The organism is Nocardia sp. NPDC006982, assembly GCF_042869435.1.
In the GTDB taxonomy this organism is placed as follows: domain Bacteria; phylum Actinomycetota; class Actinomycetes; order Mycobacteriales; family Mycobacteriaceae; genus Nocardia.
In genome coordinates, this window is sequence record NZ_JBIAFV010000003.1 from 515,492 (window position 1) to 532,100 (window position 16,609).

Annotated in this window: 18 protein-coding genes and 4 pseudogenes; 12 read left to right on the forward strand and 10 right to left on the reverse strand. The window is 65.2% G+C overall.

The window, feature by feature from the left end; all coding sequences use genetic code 11:
• The first annotated feature begins 5 nt into the window (after window positions 1–5).
• The 7 genes from ACFYOW_RS15720 to ACFYOW_RS15750 are packed head-to-tail and all read left to right on the forward strand — an operon-like array spanning window position 6 to window position 4,884.
• Entirely contained in the window at window positions 6–704 is a 699-nt protein-coding gene (locus ACFYOW_RS15720; protein WP_387288372.1) for a class II aldolase/adducin family protein, read from the forward strand.
• On the forward strand, window positions 694–1,371 hold the full coding sequence (locus ACFYOW_RS15725) for a maleylpyruvate isomerase family mycothiol-dependent enzyme (protein WP_387288374.1): 678 nt from the start codon (window positions 694–696) through the stop codon (window positions 1,369–1,371). The genes ACFYOW_RS15720 and ACFYOW_RS15725 overlap by 11 nt, the downstream gene beginning before the upstream one ends.
• Window positions 1,372–1,374: 3 nt before the next feature.
• A complete protein-coding gene (locus ACFYOW_RS15730) occupies window positions 1,375–2,046 on the forward strand; it encodes an MBL fold metallo-hydrolase (protein WP_387288376.1) in 672 nt (223 codons plus the stop codon).
• A 15-nt stretch (window positions 2,047–2,061) separates the two neighbouring features.
• Window positions 2,062–3,150: a cupin domain-containing protein gene (locus ACFYOW_RS15735; RefSeq protein ID WP_387288378.1), complete on the forward strand. Its 1,089-nt coding sequence runs from the start codon at window positions 2,062–2,064 to the stop codon at window positions 3,148–3,150.
• A gap of 4 nt (window positions 3,151–3,154) precedes the next feature.
• Window positions 3,155–3,985 carry a fumarylacetoacetate hydrolase family protein gene (locus ACFYOW_RS15740; protein ID WP_387288380.1) on the forward strand — a complete coding sequence of 277 codons (831 nt, stop codon included), beginning with the start codon at window positions 3,155–3,157 and terminating at the stop codon, window positions 3,983–3,985.
• Between the two features lie 13 nt (window positions 3,986–3,998).
• On the forward strand, window positions 3,999–4,718 hold the full coding sequence (locus ACFYOW_RS15745; RefSeq protein ID WP_387288382.1) for a maleylpyruvate isomerase family mycothiol-dependent enzyme: 720 nt from the start codon (window positions 3,999–4,001) through the stop codon (window positions 4,716–4,718).
• A 16-nt stretch (window positions 4,719–4,734) separates the two neighbouring features.
• Window positions 4,735–4,884, forward strand: a complete 150-nt coding sequence (locus tag ACFYOW_RS15750; protein ID WP_387288384.1) for a hypothetical protein — start codon at window positions 4,735–4,737, stop codon at window positions 4,882–4,884.
• On the opposite strand, the gene ACFYOW_RS15755 is transcribed toward ACFYOW_RS15750, so the two are convergent.
• On the reverse strand, window positions 4,852–5,754 hold the full coding sequence (locus ACFYOW_RS15755; RefSeq protein WP_387288386.1) for a LysR family transcriptional regulator: 903 nt from the start codon (window positions 5,752–5,754) through the stop codon (window positions 4,852–4,854). The two genes, ACFYOW_RS15750 and ACFYOW_RS15755, sit on opposite strands and share 33 nt — an antisense overlap.
• A 61-nt stretch (window positions 5,755–5,815) precedes the next feature.
• Here ACFYOW_RS15755 and ACFYOW_RS15760 point away from each other — a divergent pair, with 61 nt between their 5' ends.
• Together ACFYOW_RS15760 and ACFYOW_RS15765 are read left to right on the forward strand one after the other, a co-directional pair.
• Complete coding sequence (locus ACFYOW_RS15760; RefSeq protein ID WP_387288388.1) at window positions 5,816–6,664, forward strand: oxidoreductase; 849 nt, start codon at window positions 5,816–5,818, stop codon at window positions 6,662–6,664.
• A 90-nt stretch (window positions 6,665–6,754) separates the two neighbouring features.
• Entirely contained in the window at window positions 6,755–6,907 is a 153-nt protein-coding gene (locus ACFYOW_RS15765) for a hypothetical protein (RefSeq protein WP_387288390.1), read from the forward strand.
• Between the two features lie 234 nt (window positions 6,908–7,141).
• Here the strand turns inward: ACFYOW_RS15765 and ACFYOW_RS15770 are convergent.
• Window positions 7,142–7,336: pseudogene (locus tag ACFYOW_RS15770) on the reverse strand (IclR family transcriptional regulator); the annotation flags it as partial.
• 10 nt (window positions 7,337–7,346) lie between these two features.
• Here ACFYOW_RS15770 and ACFYOW_RS15775 point away from each other — a divergent pair.
• Window positions 7,347–7,652, forward strand: coding sequence for an oxidoreductase (locus tag ACFYOW_RS15775; RefSeq protein WP_387288828.1), 306 nt, complete (start codon window positions 7,347–7,349; stop codon window positions 7,650–7,652).
• 77 nt (window positions 7,653–7,729) lie between these two features.
• Here the strand turns inward: ACFYOW_RS15775 and ACFYOW_RS15780 are convergent, their stop codons facing one another.
• A complete protein-coding gene (locus ACFYOW_RS15780; protein ID WP_387288392.1) occupies window positions 7,730–8,170 on the reverse strand; it encodes a MarR family winged helix-turn-helix transcriptional regulator in 441 nt (146 codons plus the stop codon).
• A gap of 60 nt (window positions 8,171–8,230) precedes the next feature.
• Here ACFYOW_RS15780 and ACFYOW_RS15785 point away from each other — a divergent pair, with 60 nt between their 5' ends.
• Window positions 8,231–8,752 (forward strand): anthrone oxygenase family protein, encoded by a 522-nt coding sequence (locus ACFYOW_RS15785; protein WP_387288394.1) that lies wholly within the window; start codon window positions 8,231–8,233, stop codon window positions 8,750–8,752.
• Window positions 8,753–8,841: 89 nt separating this feature from the next.
• Here the strand turns inward: ACFYOW_RS15785 and ACFYOW_RS15790 are convergent.
• Together ACFYOW_RS15790 and ACFYOW_RS15795 are read right to left on the reverse strand one after the other, a co-directional pair.
• Window positions 8,842–9,087 (reverse strand): annotated as a pseudogene (locus ACFYOW_RS15790) (transposase family protein); the annotation flags it as partial.
• 1,040 nt (window positions 9,088–10,127) lie between these two features.
• Window positions 10,128–10,445, reverse strand: a complete 318-nt coding sequence (locus ACFYOW_RS15795) for a hypothetical protein (RefSeq protein WP_387288396.1) — start codon at window positions 10,443–10,445, stop codon at window positions 10,128–10,130.
• A gap of 70 nt (window positions 10,446–10,515) precedes the next feature.
• Between ACFYOW_RS15795 and ACFYOW_RS15800 the strand changes: the two genes are divergently transcribed.
• The gene (locus ACFYOW_RS15800) at window positions 10,516–10,962 is read left to right on the forward strand and encodes a MarR family winged helix-turn-helix transcriptional regulator (RefSeq protein WP_387288398.1); all 447 of its coding nucleotides are present in this window, start codon (window positions 10,516–10,518) and stop codon (window positions 10,960–10,962) included.
• A 289-nt stretch (window positions 10,963–11,251) separates the two neighbouring features.
• Here the strand turns inward: ACFYOW_RS15800 and ACFYOW_RS15805 are convergent.
• The 5 genes and pseudogenes from ACFYOW_RS15805 to ACFYOW_RS15825 all read right to left on the reverse strand — a co-directional run.
• Window positions 11,252–11,529: pseudogene (locus ACFYOW_RS15805) on the reverse strand (hypothetical protein); the annotation flags it as partial.
• 262 nt (window positions 11,530–11,791) lie between these two features.
• Window positions 11,792–12,637, reverse strand: a pseudogene (locus ACFYOW_RS15810) (IS21 family transposase); the annotation flags it as partial.
• A gap of 223 nt (window positions 12,638–12,860) precedes the next feature.
• On the reverse strand, window positions 12,861–13,799 hold the full coding sequence (locus ACFYOW_RS15815) for a 3-carboxyethylcatechol 2,3-dioxygenase (protein ID WP_387288830.1): 939 nt from the start codon (window positions 13,797–13,799) through the stop codon (window positions 12,861–12,863).
• A 1-nt stretch (window position 13,800) separates the two neighbouring features.
• Complete coding sequence (locus tag ACFYOW_RS15820; protein ID WP_387288400.1) at window positions 13,801–15,591, reverse strand: bifunctional 3-(3-hydroxy-phenyl)propionate/3-hydroxycinnamic acid hydroxylase; 1,791 nt, start codon at window positions 15,589–15,591, stop codon at window positions 13,801–13,803.
• A gap of 25 nt (window positions 15,592–15,616) precedes the next feature.
• Window positions 15,617–16,486: an alpha/beta fold hydrolase gene (locus tag ACFYOW_RS15825; RefSeq protein WP_387288402.1), complete on the reverse strand. Its 870-nt coding sequence runs from the start codon at window positions 16,484–16,486 to the stop codon at window positions 15,617–15,619.
• Between the last annotated feature and the right edge of the window lie 123 nt (window positions 16,487–16,609).

Genomic DNA, 16,609 nt, shown 5'->3' on the forward strand with positions numbered 1-16,609 from the left:
AACTGATGAACGACGTTGTGCGCGAGATAGTCCAGGCCAGCGGTGCACTCGCCTTCGCAGGCCTCAGCGACATGGTGTGGGGCCACGCCTCGGTCCGCGACCCCGAAGGCAAGGGCGTGTGGATCAAGGCCTCCGGCTGGGGATTCGAAGAAATCGACGCCGACAAGGTCCACCTCGTCTCGCCCGAAGGTGCGGTGCTGACGGGGGAGGGAAAACGACACCTCGAATTTCCCATCCACACCGAGATCATGGCGCGGCGCACGGATGTGGGCTGTGTCGTGCACACCCACGCACCCGCACTCGCCGCCTTCGCATCGTTGGACGTCGAGCTGCAACCGATTTCGCACGACGCGGTGCCGTTCACCTATCCGCAGCTGCCCCGCTTCGCCGAAACCGGTGCCCTCATCGCGACCCAGGACCTGGGCCGCTCCCTCGCCGAGACACTCGGTGACGCGCACGGCATCTTGATGCCCAACCACGGTGCGGTGACGGTCGGACCTGACGCCGCAAGCGCTGTCATGTACGCGGTACTGCTCGAACGTGCCTGCCGCACACAACTTCTCGCACTGGCTGCGGGTGGACCGAAGGTATGGTCGGATGAGCAGGAGACACGCTTCAAACGGGACCAGATCTGGAACCCGGGTCAGCTGGGTGCCGGCTGGGAGTACCTGGCCAGACGCGCGGCGCTGGCCGATGTCCACTGATCGGCTCCTCGATTGGCTCGGGTCGGAGACCGAACGCCTGCTCGAAACCATCGACGAGTACTGGGAATCGGATTTCAACGAGCAATCCACACTGCCCGGGTGGACCACCGGGGCAGTGGTCACCCACCTGGCAAACCACGCCGACAGCGTGAACAACCAGCTGACCGGCCGCGATTCGGGCCGACGATGGACCATCGACACCGGTGCGGACCGGCCCGGCGCGGTACTGATCACCGACGCGTTCGACTCGGCGGACCGGCTCGCAACGACGGTGTCCGGGCTGCGCGCCGCGGACTGGGGGCGCTTGATCCGCACTCCCACAGGGGAACTGGTCACCGCCACCGGCTTAGTGTGGTTGCGGCTGCGTGAAGTCACCGTCCACCACGTGGACCTGGGTGGTCGCTTCCAAGACCTGCCCACGGATCTGATCGACGAGCTGTTGGCCGCCGCGGTACGAGCGGTACGACACCGAGGTGACTGGCCCGCACTGGTGCTGCGACCGACCGGATCAGATCAGGCATTGCGCACCCGGCCCGGGAACTATCCGGGGCCCATCGAGATCACCGGAAGCCCAGCCGGACTGCTCGATTGGGTGACCGGTCGCAGCGACGGGGGCTTACTCGAAACCCCGGACGGAAGCCTTCCAGCCCGCCCGTTCTGGATCTGACCCATGGAAACGAGAACAATGAAGATCACCCACTTCGGGCATGCCTGCGTGCTCCTCGAGATCCCCGCGCCCGACGCCGAGATCCGCGTCCTCATCGATCCCGGCACCTACTCCACCGGATTCGAAGAACTCCGTGGCCTGACAGCGGTGCTGATCACCCACTCGCACCCCGACCACATCGACATCGACCGATTGACGGCACTGCTCGCGGCGAATCCCACCGCCGACATCGTGGCCGATTCCGCCAGCGCCGCACTGCTTTCGGGCCTCGACCGGACCGTCACCACAGTGAAGCCGGGCGACAAACTGCGGGTCGCCGGTGTACGGGTGGACGTGATCGGCGGCGTGCACGCGTGCATTCACACCGCGCTGCCGAACGTCCTCAACAACGGCTACGTCATCGACGGATCGATCCTGCATCCCGGCGACGACCTCGAGACCTTCCCCGATGGGCATGCGATCGAGGTGTTGCTCATCCCCGCCGGCGGACCGTGGATGAAGATCGGCGAAGGCATCGACTTCCTGCGCCGCGTCGCGCCCCGCGTCGCGATCCCCATCCACCAGGCCGGACTCGCTCGGATTCATCAGCAACTGCACTACCAGCTGTTGAGGAATCTCGGTCCCGACGGTTGCGAGCTCGTCGTTCTGGAACCAGGCACCGCGCACGCGGTCTGAACAAGGCGGAAAGCTATGAGCACCATCGAAAACGTCGACACCGCGACCGCGCCCGACCCGGCGCTGGAGCAGCTTTACCGGGATTTCACAGCCGAACACCTGAACCCGCTCTGGACACAGACCAACGACCTCATGCCGATGACGCCGGCGTCCAAGGCGATTCCCTTCGTCTGGAAGTGGTCCACGCTCTATCCGATCGCACAGCGCGCCGGCGACCTCGTCCCGGTGGGACGCGGCGGGGAGCGGCGAGCGATCGCGCTCGCCAACCCCGGTTTGGGCGGCGTACCGTACGTCACCCCGACGCTGTGGGCCGCGATCCAGTACCTGGGCCCGAAGGAAACCGCACCCGAGCATCGCCACGCGCAGAACGCTTTCCGATTCGTCGTGGAGGGCGAAGGCGTGTGGACGGTCGTCAACGGCGATCCGGTCGCCATGCGCCGCGGCGACTTCCTGCTGACCCCGGGCTGGGCATTCCACGGCCACCACAATGAGACCGATCAGCCGATGGCATGGATCGATGGCCTCGACATTCCGTTCGTCAACTACACCGACACCGGGTTCTTCGAATTCGGTTCCGATGGAGTCACCGACGACGCCACACCGGATATCTCACGCGCCGAACGACTCTGGGCGCATCCCGGGTTGCGCCCACTGGTCGGATTGGGCAGCAAGACCAGCTCACCGATCGCCGCCTACCGGTGGGAGCACACCGACGCGGCACTGCGCGAACAGCTCGCCCTCGAGGACGAAGGCCACGCCGCCACCACCGATCCAGGGCATGCCGCGGTGCGCTACACCAACCCCACCACCGGCGGCGATGTCATGCCGACCATTCGCGCCGAATTCCACCGCCTGCGCGCCGGCGCACACACCCGCCCGCGCCGTGACGTCGGCTCGTCGGTCTACCAGGTATTCGACGGCACCGGACGATTCCACCTGGGTGACAAGGTCTCCGAGATCGGGAAGGGCGACATGATCGCCGTCCCGTCCTGGACGGAATGGTCCATCGACACCGACCACGGCCTGGACCTGTTCATGTTCTCCGACGCCCCGATCGTGGAACGCCTGCATTTCGACCGCACCCAGATTTCCGAAGGAGCCTGAACCTATGCGATTGGCCACTGTGCGTCTGAATTGGAACGTCACCGCCGCAGTCCGGGTGGACAATGACGAATTCGCTACTGTCATCGATGGATACACCGACTTGTCCGAGCTGCTCGCCGCGCCGGACTGGCGGCAGATCGCCGATTCGGCGGACGGTCTCTCGGTCGACCTCGACGGCGTCGAATACGCCCCCGTGGTCCCGAAACCGAGCAAAGTCATCTGCGTCGGCCTCAACTACGCGACCCATATCAAGGAAATGGGGCGGGAACTGCCCGCCTACCCGACCTTGTTCGCCAAGTTCCGGGAGGCGCTGACCGGGCCGTACGACGACGTCATCGTCCCGTCCTACGCCGCGACGCAATGTGATTGGGAGGGTGAGCTCGCCGTCGTCATCGGCAAGACCGCCTACCAGGTGGACGAAGCCGACGCCGAGGCCTGCATCGCCGGTTACTCGGTCATCAACGACTACACGATGCGCGACTACCAAACCCGCACGCTGCAATGGGACCAGGGCAAGTCCTTCGAGAAGACCGCCGGTTTCGGTCCGTTCCTCACCACCACGGACTCGTACACCCTCGGAAGCACGCTCGAGACCAAGCTCGAAGGCCGTACCGTGCAGACCACCACCACCGACGACCTGGTATTCAAGCCCGCCAAGTTGATCGACTACATCTCCCACATCGTCACCCTGCAACCGGGTGACGTCATCTGCACCGGGACTCCCGGCGGTGTCGGCCACGCACGCAAGCCCGAGGTCTACATCCAGAACGGGGAAACCGTCGAGGTCACCATCGAGGGCCTCGGGACCGTCCGGAACAAGACGATCGTCAAATAGGAGTCTCACGCTGATGGGATTCCACGATCTCACTCGCACCGAACAACTGCTTCTCGCCCGCCGTGGCACCGCCTATTTCGCGGAGCGGCTCGCCGCGCTCACCGATGACGAACTCGGGGAACCGACCCTGCTGACGGGCTGGACCCGCCGCCACCTCATCGCGCATGTGAGTTACAACGCGGTAGCCCTCGGTAATCTGCTCGACTGGGCGGCAACGGGTATCGAAACATCCATGTACACCTCGCCCGAGCAACGTGGGCGGGATATCGAGGAGGCCGCCACGATGTCGCCCGCCGCCCTGCGGAACTTGTTCGACCATACGGTCGCGCGGCTCGACGAGAAGTGGCGAAACCTCCCGGACGCGGCCTGGGACACGAAAGTCCGTACTGTGCAGGGGCGTTCGGTTCCGGTCGTGGAGACACTGTGGATGCGCAGCCGTGAGGTGTGGATTCACGCGGTGGACCTCGCCAATGGTGGTCGTTTCGACGTGTTCCCCGACGTGATCTCGAGCAGCCTGCTAGACGATGTCGTCAGTGTCTGGCGCAAACGCGATGTCGGCGCGGGTTTGGCCTATCGGGTCGATGATCGATCGCCGGTCGCTGTTCTACCCGAGAGCTCGACCGATACTACGATCACGGGATCGCTTGCCGCGGTGACTCGCTGGGCGACCGGCCGTGGGGCGATCGGCATCACCACGACGGGTCCGGCGGTTGCCGCGCCCAGCTGGCTCTGAACGCGAAAGGTGCCCAGTGGCAACTGCCAAGAGAATCGCCGAGCGCATCGACATGCCCATCGGTCCAGGCGAGATCGTCGACCACCGCAGCGATGGGATCCGCGAGTTGCTACCGCTGATGCACTGCATGCTGCTATTTCTCGTCGACGTCGCGGACTGCTCGTAGTGCCTGCTCATAGGCTCGAACCAGAGGACGCTCGTCGTTCGCGCGGCGGGCGAGCGCAAAAAGTAGCGGGGGTAGATCGCGGACCGGGCGGAAGGTCACCCCGCCACGGTCGAGCAGCGGGATGTCGCCCGCGGCGGTCAGGATCACACCGAGGCCGGCCGCCAGAGCCTCGTTGACCTCGTCGATACCGGCCACCTCGGCGCCGACGCGGACCGGCCGCCCGGCCCGCTTCTCCATTGCCAGCCAATAGTCCCGCAGTGGTCCCGCTGCGTGCGGCAGGGCCAGGAACGGCTCGTTCAGCAGGTCCGCGAAGTCCAATGCCGTCGTGCCCGCCAGCTGATGTCCAGGAGGCAGCGCGATCAGCCGGGGCTCCTCCGATACCACCGTGGTGGCGTAGCGCTCCGGATCCGGCAGCGGGAGCCGAATGTAGGCCAGATCGCTGCTGCCGTCCGACAGTCCGGCGGTCGGGTCCTGCCAGCCCACCTGACGTAACTTCAAGGTGACTTCGGGGTAGGCCGCGAGGAACCGCGACCGCACCGCCGGCAGCAGTCCGCCGCGCCCCGGGCTGGCGCCCATCCCGATCACGAGGGTGCTGCGCTGGATCGCTCGCGCCTGCTCCACCGCCGCGGTCGCGGCGTCGAGTGCCTCCAATACTGTCCGTGCGTGCGGGAGCAGTGCCTCACCAACGGGCGTGAGTATCACCTGCTGTGGAGCCCTAGTGAAAAGTGGTGCGCCCAAATGTCTTTCGAGTGCCCGAATCTGCTTGCTCAGTGCCGGCTGCGATACATAGAGCCGTTCGGCCGCGCGCGTGAAGTTCAGCTCTTCAGCGACAGCCAGGAAGTAGCGCAGATCGCGTCCGTGCAGGTCCATAACCAATGGTTATCACGACAGGTCTTGGACGCACCCCTGAACCTGGCCGCACGCTGAAGAAATGAACGAGATCTGGATTGTCACAGGCGCCAATTCCGGCTTCGGTCGGGCCATCACCGAGGCGGCCGTCGCCGCCGGGAACATTGTGGTCGCGGCCGCGCGACGACCCGAAACCCTGGACGATCTCGTCGCCGCTCACCCGGATCGGATCGAGGCGCTCAGCCTCGACGTCACCGATCAGACCGCGATCGCGACCGCTGTCGCGGACATCGCAGCCCGCTACGGCCACATCGACGTCCTGGTCAACAATGCGGGCCGCAGCCATATCGGAGCTTTCGAGGAGACCTCCGACGCGGAACTGCGGGATCTGTTCGAACTGCACGTCTTTGGTCCGGCCGCAGTCGTACGCGCCGTCCTGCCGCATATGCGCGCTCAACGATCGGGAGCGATCATCCAGGTCAGCAGCCTGCGCGGCCAGACCTCCCGGGCGGGCTTCTCCGCGTTGAGCGGCAGCAAGTTCGCCGTCGAGGGCATGTCCGAGGCGCTCGCGCGGGAGGTCCGGCCGCTCGGCATCAAGGTGATGATCGTCGAGCCGGGATCGTTCCGCACCAGCCTGCCCGGCAACACCACGGCCAGCGCCGAATTGTCCGACTACGCCGCCACGGTCGGCGGCATGCGCGCTGTCATCGCCGCAGGTGGCGGAGAACAGCCCGGCGACCCGGCCCGCGGCGCGGCCCTCATGCTCGCCGCCCTCGATGTCGATCGGCCACCACTGCGACTGGTGCTCGGCGCCGATGCCGTCGACGGCATCCTCGCCCACCTCGACCAGGTCCGCGACGATATCGAAGCATGGGAGGACGCCTCCCGGGAGACCGCGTTCCAACGCTGCCGAGTTCTGCAATTCGGATGACATGTTCAGCCGTGGACTGAAGGTTTCAGGAATCCGATAGGAAAGAGGCAACGAGATGCGTGCGGTGGGAGGGAGCCCGAGGTGCTGACCGTGAACGACGTACCGGACGCGGTAGTAGGACCGGATGAGGTCGTGGTCGAGGCCGCGGCGGCGGACATGACGTTCCTGGACACATTGCTGCGGTCCGGCGGCGTTGCGACGAAGGTCCGGTGCAACCGCGATACGTGCAGGGTGGCGCAGTAGCGGGCACCGTGACGGGCGTCAGATGTGGAGTCGATCCGAGCCAGATCGGTCGGCGTGTGGCGACGGAAACCGCGGCCAGCAGTGCCGAGGGTGGCGTGCCGACCGGCGGCTACGCGGAAACGCAGTGCATCACGGGACACTTCGTCGCAAACACGGCATCGACGCACACCTCCGACACCTCAGGATGTTCTTCTGTCCAGAATCTATGGTTCGATGGCGGCGACGTCAGTTGTCCAACTCATGGACGAACGGGTCGAACTGTTCGCGGGGCATCCGCCGGTCGCCGGGCCAGGATTCGGCGACCGCGAGGTCGTCGGGCCTCAGGTATAGCTGCGCCAGCGTCTCCCGGCCCAATTGGGCCAGCAAGATCTTCCCGCCGGCCGTGCGTTCGGCGGCGAGCACCTGACCTTGGCGATCGCCGACGCGCAGCTCCTACGGCATCCATCCGCAGCATGACGAACGCCTCGCGGCTTATCTCGCCGAGGCCCTCGGCGGACCCGCGCTCTACAGCGCCGGGTACGGCGACGAGACCTACGTGCAGCGCATTCACGCCGGAATGGGCGTACACATCGAGCTCGACGAGGTATGCCTTCGGCTGTTCGACCAGGCCCTCGCCGACATGGGGATGACCGGTGCGGCGGGCCGTCAGCTGTCACGCTACTTTCGGGATGCGACCGTGGCCATGCGTGCCTACGGTGACAGTGAAGACCTCGTCCCCGAGGGTCTGCCGTTCAACCTGGCGTAAGTGCTCGTTGCGCGTTTCGTCGACTGCCACCATACGGCGCTTCTCTCCGAGGTCAACTGTGTCTGTGCGTTCACTCGCTATGGCGTTGGCGGGTTGGCGACTCGGGACAGCAAGTCGGCGAGCGTGATTCGCTCCTCGGGGGTCAGCCCGGCGAAGATGTCCTGGGCTGCGGTATCGGCCAATTCGCGGGCTGTGTCGAAGGCCGTCCTGCCGGGCTCGGTCAAGCTCAGGTGGTATAGCCGCCGGTCGTGGGGTGACTGGGAGCGGACGATGAATCCGCGGCGGTCCAATTCGTCGACTGTGCGTACCATGCCTGCCTTGTCGCTGCCCAGGTCGGTGAGCAATTGCTTCTGTGTCGATGTGCCGTCTCGGGCGAGCAACAGCAGGACGCCGAAGTGTCGACCACTGAGGCCGAGGGACGCTAACGCCGTTGCCGCGACCGCCGCGGCTCGACGCTGCGCTTGGCGCAGCAGTAACCCCAGACGTAGCTCAACCGAACTCGCATCGCCGCTAGACATTCCGCAATCCTATGATAGATTCATTTGAATCCGATTCATTAGAATCTATATGGAGTTGTCATGACCTCACTGACCAACACTAAGCTCGCGACTTCCGCCCGGGCGATACCGGTTGTACGTCTGGCGGCGGTGCTTACCAGCGGTGTGCTCGCGGGTGCGTTCGCCTATGGGTGGTTGATTGTGTTTCCCACGTTCTTCGATGTTCCCACCGACGTCCAGCTCGAGTTCCGGGTACCGCTGATGAACCGCAACGCCCCACTCATGCCGCCGCTGATGGCAGCAGTTCTGCTCAGTTGTGCGGCCTTGGCGACGATCGGCCGGGGACGGGAGCGGCTGCTCGCAGCGGTGGCCGGTGCATCGGCGCTGGCCTGCCTGCTTGTCACGTACTTCGGCAACGTACCGCTCAATAAGAAGATCAAGACGTGGGACCCGGAAGCGCTGCCGACCAACAGCACGAGCGTGCTGCACCAGTGGAACATCTACAACGATATTCGCTCGATCGCCGCGCTCGCCCCATTCCTGTTGGTCGTAACCGTCCTGCTCCCCGCGATCACGCAGTCCGCTTCCGCCGAGAAGAGCTGAGCGAGCGAAGAAGTCGCGAAGACCACCCCGCGCGAGGTGGCAGTGAGCGGCCAGCGCGGCTAGATCGAGTCGTTCTGCGGCAACTGCCACCTCGCCATCTGGGCTCGGAACGTCGGGCACGTCACGATGTCCTGCTTGCTGCACTGGACGGCGTCGCTGGGCCGTCGGAATCGAATCCCTAACTGCGCCAGCACCTCTTCCGGTGCGGTGCGCGCCCAAGTGGAGATCCCGGCCACCGACGGCATTCCGGCGGCGGCCAGGATCGCGATGGCCAACCGACTCCACAACGGGTAGCGCACCCCGCGACGGGCACGCGGATCGGGCACCGACCGCAGCACTTCCAGCAAATCGGCAGGGACCGAGTCGACAGCGGCATCGACACGCCGACTCAACACCTCCACCGCTGACGGAACAGGCAATACTGGTGCAGCATTCCAAACGGCGTGTCACCCAAACTATTTCAGCAGCTCACAGCGCTACAACCGACAACGCCGTAGCCCTGGGTCAGGAAACTCAGCACCTGCTGTGGCCGGTCCTCGATGAGGCGACCACCCGGTATTGGAGTCCGGGGTCGATTCGATTCAGATTCAGTTGATGCTGCAGGCCATCAGTTTGGTCGGCAGAAAATGATCGGCCGGGACGACGTTCGGGCTGATAGCCTCCGGGAGACCGTGACATCACGCGAGGAGGTGAGACCCATGAACGCTGTATCGATGTGGGTGCTCCCCCTCGTGTCCACGGTTGGGCGATCGACGTAGGTGTCGGCGGGAGTGCCTGAGCAACAAAGCAATCCCGAAAGGCAACAACCTATGAATTCTGTGAACTTCACTTCGGGTATGGGGCAAGCCCTCCGCCGATCGTCAGCGACTCCGGCCCGAACCCGCCCCGCCCTCGGGCGCGAACGGATCGTCGGGGAAGGAGTCGGGATCGGTGTCGGTGAATCCGGCGGCGGTGATGATGGCGTCGCGGGTGGTGACCTCGGTGGCGGCCGATACAAGACCCTCGGGTTGGTGCAGCTGGTCAGGACAGCGGTGGCCTGCACGTCATCGAGGGAGGTGACCGTCACCCCTCACGTGTTGACCCGGTCAACATCTCCCGCCGGGGGATCACACTCGCCCACAAGCACTTTCGATACTCATCCGATGCCCGGCCCCGTTGACCGGATGCCCGTTCGGCCAATCGGGCGCCAGCAGGTATGCGGTGGTCGCCAACCGAACGGTCACCACCGAGGCATGAAGTCGTCGGGCAGGGTCAGCAGCGACGGTGACGATCGAGGTGTCGAAACGCGCGTCTGTGGCTCACCCGTCACCTTCGAAAATCATGCTCGGTTTCGCGCGATCGATCAGCGTGCACATCCCGCTCGGTGTCACCATCATCATGCTTGCCACCGCTGCACCACGATCAAGCCGAGGATGCCGAGGTAGGCCAGAATCGGCCACCAGGGGCCGCGACCGGGCCACCACGCCAGCACGGCTGCGACGACCGAGACCATGACCGAGATTCCGGCGAAGGTCGCGTTCTCCCGATGGGTGTGCAGCGAGGCGTAGGTGCCGGAGAGGAACTGACCGGCGAAGACGGCCTGGTTGAACAACATGATCGCGGCGAACGTGCTCATTATTCGGAACGCCCAGCGCGGCCAGCTCGGCGCGGGCGCGCGTTCGGTGGCGGTGTCCGTTGCTGCAGGTGTTGTCACTGGCGAGCCTCAATCCACTAGATAGATTCAATTGAATCGGATTCATTTGAATCTAACATAGAATGGGAGGGTGGTGAAGCCGCTCGGGGTCAATCTCAAACTCGGTCTATTGCTGCGCCAGTCGCACCAACGTGCCGCTGGATCGCTCAATGACGCCCTATCCGCACTCGGCCTGACCGGCCGGCATTTCGGCGTGATGATGCTGCTGCGCCGCGACGGCGTCTCGACTCAGCGTGACTTGATCCGACAGACCGGCAGCGACAAGGCGGGCATGGTCCGCACTGTCGAAGATCTCGAAACACTCGGCTACCTGAGCCGAGCCCAATCGGCCACCGACAAGCGCGTCGCCCACCTCACCCTGACCGATGCAGGAAACCGGGCGTTCGATACGGCCCAACGCCTCGCCGCGAGCGCTTCTGAAGAACTGTTCGGAGCATTCACCCGAGCCGAACTGGAGACCCTTGAAGCGCTCCTGACCAAGCTTGTCTCACCCGGCAACCGGTCTCCCCCACCCTGATGAGCCACCTCGTCGCCCACGGCCACGAACGCCACAGCCCACAATCCGAACAACTCCTGCGCTACCGCAACGGCAAACCCATCACCAGACGGCGCTACGACCACCTCTGGCACCGCATCAGCCAAGAACTCCCCTGGGTGGCCACTCAGGGCGTCACCACGCATTGGCTCCGCCACACAACCTTGACTTGGGTCGAGCGCACCTTCAGCTACGCCGTAGCCCGCGAATACGCCGGGCACTCAGGCAAGACCGGCGGCACCACCGCCACGTACGTCAAAGCCAATATTCCCAGTGTCGCGAGGGCGTTCTGGGTGGCTTCGGGGATCGTCGATTCCTCCGGCAGCCAGGAGGAGAACGTTTTGCCGGTGGGGAAATTCGCGGTCTTGCGGCGCATACGCCGGGTCGCGGAATCGCGACCGGAGACCTCTTCTGACAGCAGCACCCGCAGCACTTCGGCGGGGTCCCAGCGTTGGGCTCGGGCGGTGGCGATCACGTGGGCGCGGCTTTGCGCAGATAGGGCAGAGAACCTGGCCAGATGATCGAGGATCGAGGCCAGGTCACCGTCATCGAAGCGGCCCGCGACCGCGGCGACACCGAGCGCTTCCTCGACCGCGTCCGTACCGGTGAGCGCCGCGAGCTCGAGGGCGCGGGTCATCTTCGCTCGAATCCGGGCGACTCCGGCCGCGGAGGCTTCGGTCAGCCAGCGGCGAGCACCCTCACCGAGATCGAGGAACGCGATCTCCTCGACGGTCCGCGGGCGAAGTTTGCGCACCCGCGGCAGATCCCCGCCCTCGTGATGCGGGTAGTGCTCGTCGAGGATCCGCGGATTACCCGGCGTCGAGAGCCGATGACGGGCGATCTCGGCCGGCCCCAACGGATTCCGGCCGGTGATCACCAACTCCTCACCGGAGACACGGCACCACACCTTCTGTCCTTGATGCCCGTCCGGGGTCGAATACCGCACCGATCCCCACCGGATCGTCTGATCGTCACCGACGAGCCGTTCCTCACCGAGGGCCATCGCATGCGGTTCGGCGGGCAGCACATGCAGATGCTCCCGCTCGATCCCGAGGCGCACGATCGGCGCAACGCCGGTCTCGCGATGCGGGCGGGCGTTGACCCGCTCGCACCACGACCAGCACGCATCGGCCAGCTCGGCGAACGAGGAATACTCCGGCAGCAGATTCGCCGTCGTCGGCACCAGATCCGCCTTGGCGATCTTCACCGTGTGTTCCGCGCCGCCTTTGGACTCCGGGTCGAACGGCTCACACGTTTCCACCTTGCAGCCGTAATGCCTTCCGGCAGCAATGATTTCCGGATGCCGCACCGGCAACCCAGCGATCCGGTCCACCGTCACCGTTTTCGCGTTGTCGGTCAGCAAATACGTTGGCGCACCACCGATCCGGCGCAACGTCACATCGATCCCGAGCACCAGCGAGCCCAGGGTTTGATCCCACGACGGGATCACGACCCGGAACCGCGACCACGACAGCCACGCGCAGAACAACTGGGTCCGCCGACCATTCACCCGCGGGCCTTCGCCCCAGTCGAATTGCAACCACATCCCCGGCTCGGGCAGCCACGGCCGGTATTTGCGTCGGTGACCAGCCTTGAAGGCCACTTTCGCCTCCGCGACCGCGCGTCGGGTCGAGCGGTCGGTGCCACCGAACCCCATCGCCTGCAACCGCTGATGCACTACATCCGCTCGGATCTTGCCGCCGGACTTGTCGACCCACTCCTCGGGTTGAGTCCAGCAAGATGGTGTACCAGCGGCGTGCTCAGTGCGCCACTACCGAGAGAACTCCTCAGGCTCGAGCGAGGGGTTTCGTTCCAAGAAGGTAATACGGTGCAGCATGAGGCCTCCTTCCATCATGCGGGTATGGCGCCCGCTGGTTGAGTCACTGCGGTTGCGCAGTGACGACTCCGAAGCCGGCGATGAATTCCGGGATCGGCCGGTAGTAGCGGAAGCTCATTTCATAGCGTCCCGCTGCCGCGAGCGCTGCGAAGGCGGCGAGCCAGGTGCGGACCTCGTGCGCCGAATTGCCGGCGTCGTCGGCCATGCGGTCGGGCTCCATCGCATCCCAGGCGCTGAGTTCGCCGGATGCACAGAGGTCGAGGAATCGGTTGTCCCACTCCGGATTCAGGTCCCGGATATCAGCCTCACCCCGGGCGAACAGCCGCGCCGCCTCGATGACCCGGCGCTGCCGCGCATCCCGGGCGGCGGCGGTCGGGTTCCGGCCCGCCAGCAGCATGTCACGTTGCTGCGGCGTCGCGGTGGCCCACTGCGGCACCGGCGGATCGTGTGACAAACCGCCCGAACCCACCAGCAGGACCCGCTCCGAGCGGCCGGCTACCCACTCGCCGATCGCCGCGCCCATCAACCGAATTCGGCGCATCGAGGTAAACGGCTGCGCGACCCCGTTGACGAAGATGGGGATGACCGGATGAGTGTCGATGCCACCGAGTAACACCTCGAGAGGCTGTACGGCACCGTGATCGATCTCCATGCGTCGGGAGATCGCCATGTCGATGTCGCTGTTCAGGACATGCTGCGCCAGCTCCGCGGCGAGGTCGCCGGGCACCTGGAGCGGACCTGCCTGGGAGCCGTAATCGCCGACGGCCTCGGCGGCGTATCCGACGCAGAACGGGGGCATCAGCTCGTAGAAGAACCCGTTGTAGTGGTCCGGAGCGAACGAAATGATCAGCTGAGGATCGTAATCGCCGACGAAGGCACGAGCCCGCGCGAACGCCCCGTCCACCTCCTCCCGCACCTCGGCAGGCGGGTCCGCGTACTCCAGCAGCGGACTGTGGGACATGCAGACAAGGGCGACGGAAATCTCAAACTCCCTGTTCGACAACGGATTCAACCGACGAACCAGACGATCGATTCTCGGCGGCCGAGATGTCCGCCGAATCCACGACACCCGCGTCGATCGGGGCAGCCGCGACATACGACATGGCCTCGAGTACCGCGGCGAGCGCGGCCGGGGTTTGCTGCGCGAGGCAAGCGGCGGCGACGAAACGGTCGGGACGCAGGAAGAGCACCCCGACGGGGCGGTCATCGAACCAGCGTTTGATGGCGCCATCCGCGTCGCCCACGACCGTGACCGGCGTCGGCGAATCCGCATAGGCGCCTTCCGCCCAGGCGCGCTGGCTCTCCGGCACGAAACACACCAGTCGCGCACCGAGTCGTCGGACCCGTTCGAGATCCTGCGCGCCGAGCAGGCGAGCCGGACTATTGCCCCACGCGGCGATGGTCCACCAGTTGCCGATGACATCGTCGAGCAGTTGCCCTCTGGCTCCAGCGGTATTGACCCGCGGCTGAATGAACTGCGCGCCGACCGGCGATTCATCGTTCGGCGCGTCGACTGAGGGCAGCAGGTCGCCCGCGAGCCGTGCTTCGGCTCGCCCGGCGGCGAGATCGCTCGGATCCACAACAACACCGCGGTCGTAGCGCGGCATAGGTTTGAAACGCATGTCTGTGAAGTAGGACTTCGCCGAGGGCACCAGGTTCAACACCGCGGCGGCGGCATCGCGGACGACCGCGATTACCTTGTCCGACTTCATAATCGAACCCGCGGTCATATTGAGGTCGATGAGCGCGCGGGCGTGATGGCGCCGCTCGATGTCATAGGTGTCGAGCAGATCGTCTCCGGCCAGTCCGCGCAGCACCGACGACAGCTTCCACGCCAGATTGGTGGCGTCCCGTATCCCGGAGTTCCAGCCTTGTCCGAGCCACACCGGCATCAGGTGGGCCGCATCGCCGGCGATGAGCACGCGGCCTTTGCGGAAGCGCGACGCGATGCGCCCGTGGTGGGTGAACACCCGCTGCCCGATGATGTCCAGCGCGGTGGGGTCCGGCACATGCCGGGCCAGCAGCTTGTGCATGAACTCCGGCTTCTCCACCAACTCGGTGGGCTCGTCGTCGAAGAGCATGAACTCCCAGCGCCGGATGGCATGGGGTAGCCCGATCGACACGTAGGGCCGACGAGGGTCGGCGCCGAGGTAGACATTGGGTGTGCCCAGAGGGTCGTTGTCGACATCGATCACCAGCCACCGGGTGGACGGCGACTTGCCCTCGAAGTCGACACCCATCCAATCGCGAGTGCGCGAGCGTCCACCCTCGCAGCCGACCACGAAGCGGGCCTTCAGCTCGCGCGTTCGCTCAGTGCCGTCGGGACCGGGACAGCACACGGTCGCGACGACATGGTCGGCGGCCTCGGCGAGGTCGGTCATTTCGTGCTGGAACAGCACGTCCACCGACTCGTAGCGGTTCAGGCCCGCCAGGAGTTCCCGGTCGACCAGCTGCTGGACGAAGCCGCTCTTGCGCGGCCAGCCGAATTCCTCGACGACCGGGTCGTTGGTGACCAGTACCTGCCCCTTGCCGTTGACCAGCCGCATGATGTGATGCGGGACGGTGTGCTGTCCGATCTCCTGGACCAGGCCCATCGTTTGAATGGTCCGGAACGACTCGTCGTCGAGGCCGACCCCGCGCGGATAGTCGATCAGTTCGGCCCGTGACTCGAGCAAAGTCACGCGGTGCCCGTAGGCACCGAGCAGGTTGGCCAGGGTAAGCCCGACCGGTCCGGCTCCCACGAGCAGGACGTCGGTGTCCAGAGATTTGTTCATCGTCGGTCTCTTTCGTCCGGGGCGGTCAGCCGTTGAGCAGGAAGTCGAGGTGGATGCGGTTGAATTCCTCGGTCTGCTCGTATTGCGGCCAATGTCCGGCGTTTTCGATGACGGCCAGGCGACCCTTGGGAATGAGTTCGGCGATCCGGCGGCCCTCGTCGACCGGGCCGGACGGGTCTTTTGTGGTCCAGATGACCAGGGCCTCGGCCTGGATCGAGCGGAGGTCGTCGTCGCTGATCATGTTTCGCTTGCGGGTCTCGAGGTCTTGAAGAGCCATATTCGAGCGGCAGGCCTGTTTCCAGTCGGCCTGCTGAAAGATCGCCTGCCGGGTGCGAATCAGGTCGTCGGTGACCATGTCCGGGTCGGCCATCAACCACTCCAGTCGCGCGCGAACCCGCTCCCACGAAGGATCTTCGGCTGCCTCCATCGACAGGGTGTATAGCCGTTCCATCACCGCGGGATTGGCCATCGTGCCGCCCATAGTGTTGAGGACGATGCGCTCGACACGGTCGGGGTGCGCCTGCGCCATTCGCGCGGTCACCCATCCGCCCAGCGACTCCCCCGAGAAGTAGCCGCGTTCAACGCCCAAAGTGTCCAGCACATATCGGATTTGGTCCAAGTAGTGCGGAATCTCGAGGGGATGGCCGGGCTTGCTGGAGTACCCGTGCCCGATGAAGTCAATGGCATAGGTGTCGAAGTGCTCGCTGTGCGCTGCGAGGTTGCGCACGTACGCCTCGGCATGCCCGGTGATGCCGTGCAACAGCAACAGCAACGGCTTCGAGCTGTCTCCCGTATGCAGGTAGCGGGTGCGGTACGGACCGGCCTGAAGAAACCCCTGACTGAACTGCACCTCCCGCAGGTCGGACCAGACGCTCGCGTATTCCCGTGTCGACATCGCGTGCACCTTTCAGATCGAGTCGCTTCTTGTGTTGTCTAACAATTGGATTCGGATGTCTGCGATCGCTACCGCTGCTCTCGATCCAGAATTGGCTACGCTGCACCGCCGACTCCGAGGACT